The organism is Sphingobium sp., assembly GCF_035511395.1.
Taxonomy (GTDB): Bacteria; Pseudomonadota; Alphaproteobacteria; order Sphingomonadales; family Sphingomonadaceae; genus Sphingobium.
The window spans coordinates 1-4,631 of sequence record NZ_DATKFP010000165.1 but is presented as its reverse complement, the minus strand read 5'-3'; the positions used below and the strand labels follow the sequence as shown (position 1 = coordinate 4,631).

Genomic DNA, 4,631 nt, shown 5'->3' with positions numbered 1-4,631 from the left:
CGCCAGTTCGTTCGCGCCGATGCGCACCGGGTCGTCGGTGAAATTGACGACGAAGGGCGAATTCGAGCCCGAAAACGAAAAGCATGCAACGCTGGCGCCGCCTTCGGGCAACGAAAGCATGGCGGTGCCGCAAGCGGCTGCCGTCGCCGCCTGATCCCGACAGGGCTCTGGCCTTCGATGGCAATTTCTGCCATTATGATCTCAGGAGATACGTCAATGGCATCCATGAATGTTTCGCTGCCCGATCCGATGCGCGACTATGTGCAGACGCGTATCGACAATGGGCACTATGCCAGCGTCAGCGACTATGTGCGCGATCTCATCCGCCGAGACCAGGCAGATACGGAGATCGAGCAGCGCTGGCTGAGCGCGCTCGACGCTTCGGTCGAGGAAGCCGTCCAGGAACTCGAGAGCGGAGGCGGCCGTGAACTTGGCGCTTTCTGCCGCGAACTCACCTCCGAAATCGAAGCCCAGGGCCAGCAGACGCCGCTTCAATGATCGTCATACTGGCGTCGGCCGCCCAGCGCGATCTGCGCGCGATCGCCCGCTATATCGCGCAGGACAACCCCGTTCGCGCGGCCACCTTCATAGCGGAACTCGAGAGCGCCGCACGGGGCCTTGCTAAAATGCCGCAAGGCTTTCCCCTGGTTCCCCGCTACGAGCAATACGGCGTCAGGCGCCGATCCTATCGCGGCTATGCCTTGCTCTATCGGGTTGCAGGCGATCGGATCGGTGTCGTCCGTATCCTGGGTCCCGGCCAGGATATCGACCGTGCCTTGAACCTTCTTTGAGGTGAGCCGGGCGGGTAGCGCGTCATGCCGCCCGTGGTCGAGGACGCCGGACCAGGCGCCTTGATACTAAACGGGCTGGTCGGCCTCAGCAGGCTTCTTGCGTGTCCGCCGTGTAGCTGGCGCTTTCTGCGCCTCGGGAGCGGGGGCGGTTTCCACCGCCCGCGGCTTGCGGCCAAGACCGATCTTCTTCGCTAGTGAGCGGCGCTGTTCGGCATAGTTCGGCGCGACCATTGGATAATCGGCCGGCAAACGCCACTTCGCGCGATAGTCCTCAGGCGTCAGCTGATAGTGCGTCATCAAGTGCCGCTTGAGCATCTTGAGCTTCTTGCCGTCCTCCAGACAGACGATGAAGTCCGGCTTTATCGAGGAGCGGACCGAAACGGCCGGTTCCTGCCTGATCTCCGGCCCGTCAGCCGCCTTCCCAAGGCCGTTCAGCGCTTCATGGACACTGCTGATGAGCGTCGGAAGGTCCGTTGCTGACACGCTATTGTGCGTGACATGCGCGGCGACAATCTCGGCAGTGAGGGTGATAAGGGCGCGGTCGCGATCGATGGCTTCGGTCATTGGCAGGAATCTTCCAGGTCGGAGACGATAGGCTACGCTGACTGGCTATCGGCCAGCCTGCTACATGGCAACCGGATGATTAAGGCAAATCGCTGAAGCAAACGCGTCCGCTGGCATCACCACTCCACTGGCCACCATCCGCGCATCCTACCTCGAACACCCTTTGAAGGGGAGGAGGAATGGAAGGGATGCGGCTGAAGGGTGCATCGATCGGAAGGGGCGAGTGTCTGCCCAACATCGCGGCTTCCGCCCTGATGCGCGGCCGCGCATCTCATCAATCGACAGGAACAAACCCATGAGCGCAGATGCCTTCGTGCCACTTCGCACTTTCGACGTAACCGTTTCGTTTTTTTCGGATGCTGAGTGCTTTGCCAGCGAAGTCTATACGATCGACGCTGTGAACTGGTATCGCGCCGAGCAGGCGGCGATCGCCCTATGCGGCAACAGCACCTACTATCGCTCCGCCATTCCTGGTCTTGGCTGCACCGCTATCGCCCGGTCCATCGATCCGTGAATGCGCCCGACACCGACATTCCTCGCGTTTCACGAAGCCCGGCCATCGCGCCGGGCTTCGTGATTCCGGGGAACACAGATGCACCGCCTTGCCCCGAAACCTGATGATCGCAGGGCTCCTCGAAAGGACGATCGATGACCAGCTTTACCGCAACCTACAGCCCGGAGGACAACAAGATCCGCATCTATGCGTCCTCGCGTCTCGATGCCGAGACCTATGCCCGGGTCAAGGAGGCCGGGTTCAAATGGGCTCCGAAGCAGGAGCTTTTCGTCGCGCCCAGGTGGACACCGCAGTGTGAGGATTTGGCCATCGAACTGGCGGGCGAGATCGCAGCCGAAGAAATGAGCCTGGCAGAACGCGCCGCGATGAAGGCCGAACGGCTCGAGGGCCTTGCAGACAGGCGCCATGCGCAATCCAACGCCTTCGCGCGCCGCGCGGACGAACTGTCGCAGGCCTTTTATATGGGCCAGCCGATCTTGGTCGGCCATCATAGCGAGCGCGGCGCGCGCAAGACCCAGGAACGCATGCGCTCCGCCATGACGGCGTCCGTAAAGGCGGAAAAAGCGGCAGGCTACTGGCTCGGCCGCGCGAGCAGCGCGCAGCATTATGCCAGCAGGAAGAACGACCCGCGCGTCCGCGCCAACCGGATCAAGACGCTGCTGGCGGAACTGCGCGACCTTCAGCGCGGCATCAACAGGGCCCATGCGGCTCTGGCGATCTGGGAGGAGATCACGACCGACGAACAGATCCACCATGCGCTCGGCATCAGGGATTCCCGCGAACTCTGGTCGGGCTATGATCTCTATTACAAGGTCGACAAGGGCGAGATCACACCCGCCAACGCACGGCAGCAGTGCATCGATGGGGCAACACTCGCCGTCAACGGCCCCAACCACCGCCGCTGGATCGAGCACATCCTGCACCGGCTCGCGTTCGAGCGTTCCGTGCTGGGCGATGTGCCGCGCCATGATGGCGAACTGACCCCGGTCATCATCCAGGCCTTCGCTCGCGAGCACGGCGCACAAAGCCCCAAATGCACCGTGATCGCGGCGGGCGTCGTCCGGCTCGAAAGCCCTGTCCCGCTTCCGGCGCATATCGCGTCGGCATCCAGCGTTGAATTGAGCGGGAACGAGTGGCGCGACCTGATGCAGGGCAGCGGCTACAGGGTGCCGGAGAAGAAGGCGCGGCGTGCCTCGGGCAAACCGGATGCCGTGCCGCTGATCAATCCGTCCGCCGAACAGGCCTGGCAATTGCAGACCATCTGGAACCTGCGGATGGTCGCGGCCTGCAAGGGCAAGCAGGGCACAGCCAAACCTGCGGAAATCTATATGACGACGCAGGCGATCTATTCGGAAAACGCGAAAGGGGACTACGCGCTTTTCAAGACCGTCGAGATAGCCGCCGATGGCCGCCGCGTCCGGCTGGAATGGAAAGGACATGAGCGCGTGCGGTCTGGCGAGCCGGTGGTCCGCATTCGCATCTCGACGATTGGCAGCGAGTTCTACAAGCCGGATTCGGTGGTGGTGATCACCGACAAGCCGGGCAAGCTCTTGCCGATCGACCTCGATGCTCTGGAAGCCGGTGCCCGCCATGCCGCGAACGAGGAAGCTGCCTCTCCGGCACTGCCCATTGCGCCGCCGCTTGCCATCGGGGGGAATTGACCATGGGGCGCTCTGTATCTCATCCCGGCGGAGCGCATGTCGCGTTTGCTCAGTGGGACGCGGGCTGGATCGAGGATGACGACGATCCCGACACCCGCCATTTCGATGAATTTGCCGCACAGGATGGCTGGGAGTTCATCGTCGCGGATTTTCGGGAACAGGTGCTCGCACTCTATCCTTCGGCATGGTCCCACGATGGGTGGATCGACCGTGAAGACCGGATTGTCGCCATGAACGGCTATGCCCGCTTCGGCATCTCGGAATATTGCGGCTGCATAGCCTATTGGGTGGTCTTGCGGGGCGACATCGATACCGGCCGGGAGGGGCTGGCACAGCGATGGTTCGAGCGGATCGGGCCAAAATTCGAACAGCGTTTCGCGACGCTTGTCCGCCTGGGGCGCCTCTCGAACGGTGAGTGCGTCTATCGGCGCATCTCCGCCTGATCACCCGACCGGGATCCTCCACCCGTCCGGCAACCGGACCATGCAGCTGGGGCGCCACATTCCCGCGGTGCGATCGGGCCATGGAGTGGAGGAGGAGTGATGAGGAGTGATGAGGAGTGCGGCGATGAAGTCGCGGCAATCCAGGAGGCTCCCATGACTTTTCCCTCGACAATCAATACGATGGTCAGTGCGTCGCTGCTCACCAAAATCAGCCGTTTCACTGATGGTGGGGTGCAGGCCGTCCTCACCGAAATCATCCAGAACGCACGTCGCGCTGGCGCGAAGCGCATCGACATCACCCAGGTCGAGACGGATGGGGGACCCATGCTGCGCATCCGCGACGACGGGTGCGGCATCGCCGATCCGGTCAAGTTTCTGGCGCTGGGCGACTCCGGTTGGGATGAGACGATCGCCCGGTCGGAGGATCCCGCGGGCATGGGCGTGTTCAGTCTCGCCGGGCATCATGTTTCCGTGCGCTCCCATGCCGCCGACCATGGCGCGGCATGGCAGGTGACGATCCCTCCGCACGCGTGGGAAACCGGCCAGCCGCTCGATGTCGTCCCTTGCTCGCTCGACAAGGGCACGGAAATCGAGATCGATCTGCCCGAGGCGTGGGCGCAGCAATTGGAACAGGCGGTCAAGAGCGCGGCTCGCTTCT

7 protein-coding genes are annotated in these 4,631 nt (G+C 62.9%); 6 read left to right on the top strand and 1 reads right to left on the bottom strand.

Annotation, left to right across the window (positions count from 1 at the left end; translation table 11 throughout):
- Window positions 1-216 precede the first annotated feature (216 nt).
- Together VMR39_RS11340 and VMR39_RS11335 are read left to right on the top strand one after the other, a co-directional pair.
- Window positions 217-498, top strand: a complete 282-nt coding sequence (locus VMR39_RS11340; protein WP_037511082.1) for a type II toxin-antitoxin system ParD family antitoxin — start codon at window positions 217-219, stop codon at window positions 496-498.
- On the top strand, window positions 495-791 hold the full coding sequence (locus VMR39_RS11335; protein ID WP_037511085.1) for a type II toxin-antitoxin system RelE/ParE family toxin: 297 nt from the start codon (window positions 495-497) through the stop codon (window positions 789-791). Before VMR39_RS11340 ends, VMR39_RS11335 begins: the two co-directional genes overlap by 4 nt.
- A 66-nt stretch (window positions 792-857) precedes the next feature.
- Here VMR39_RS11335 and VMR39_RS11330 read toward each other — a convergent pair whose 3' ends face one another.
- The gene (locus VMR39_RS11330; protein WP_037511088.1) at window positions 858-1,355 is read right to left on the bottom strand and encodes a MucR family transcriptional regulator; all 498 of its coding nucleotides are present in this window, start codon (window positions 1,353-1,355) and stop codon (window positions 858-860) included.
- 295 nt (window positions 1,356-1,650) lie between these two features.
- On the opposite strand from VMR39_RS11330, the gene VMR39_RS11325 reads away from it, so the two are divergent.
- The 4 genes from VMR39_RS11325 to VMR39_RS11310 all read left to right on the top strand — a co-directional run.
- A complete protein-coding gene (locus VMR39_RS11325; protein ID WP_037511091.1) occupies window positions 1,651-1,869 on the top strand; it encodes a hypothetical protein in 219 nt (72 codons plus the stop codon).
- Between the two features lie 134 nt (window positions 1,870-2,003).
- On the top strand, window positions 2,004-3,530 hold the full coding sequence (locus VMR39_RS11320) for a DUF3560 domain-containing protein (protein WP_052076676.1): 1,527 nt from the start codon (window positions 2,004-2,006) through the stop codon (window positions 3,528-3,530).
- A 2-nt stretch (window positions 3,531-3,532) separates the two neighbouring features.
- Window positions 3,533-3,973, top strand: coding sequence for a hypothetical protein (locus VMR39_RS11315; RefSeq protein WP_037511094.1), 441 nt, complete (start codon window positions 3,533-3,535; stop codon window positions 3,971-3,973).
- A 153-nt stretch (window positions 3,974-4,126) separates the two neighbouring features.
- A partial coding sequence (locus VMR39_RS11310; protein WP_325416065.1) for an ATP-binding protein occupies window positions 4,127-4,631 on the top strand: 505 nt, incomplete at its 3' end.

Bases quoted from the DNA above. Each gene is read 5' to 3' on its own strand.
- VMR39_RS11340 (WP_037511082.1), top strand. From the start codon at position 217: ATGGCATCCATGAATGTTTCGCTGCCCGATCCGATGCGCGACTATGTG.
- VMR39_RS11335 (WP_037511085.1), top strand. From the start codon at position 495: ATGATCGTCATACTGGCGTCGGCCGCCCAGCGCGATCTGCGCGCGATC.
- VMR39_RS11330 (WP_037511088.1), bottom strand. From the start codon at position 1,355: ATGACCGAAGCCATCGATCGCGACCGCGCCCTTATCACCCTCACTGCC.
- VMR39_RS11325 (WP_037511091.1), top strand. From the start codon at position 1,651: ATGAGCGCAGATGCCTTCGTGCCACTTCGCACTTTCGACGTAACCGTT.
- VMR39_RS11320 (WP_052076676.1), top strand. From the start codon at position 2,004: ATGACCAGCTTTACCGCAACCTACAGCCCGGAGGACAACAAGATCCGC.
- VMR39_RS11315 (WP_037511094.1), top strand. From the start codon at position 3,533: ATGGGGCGCTCTGTATCTCATCCCGGCGGAGCGCATGTCGCGTTTGCT.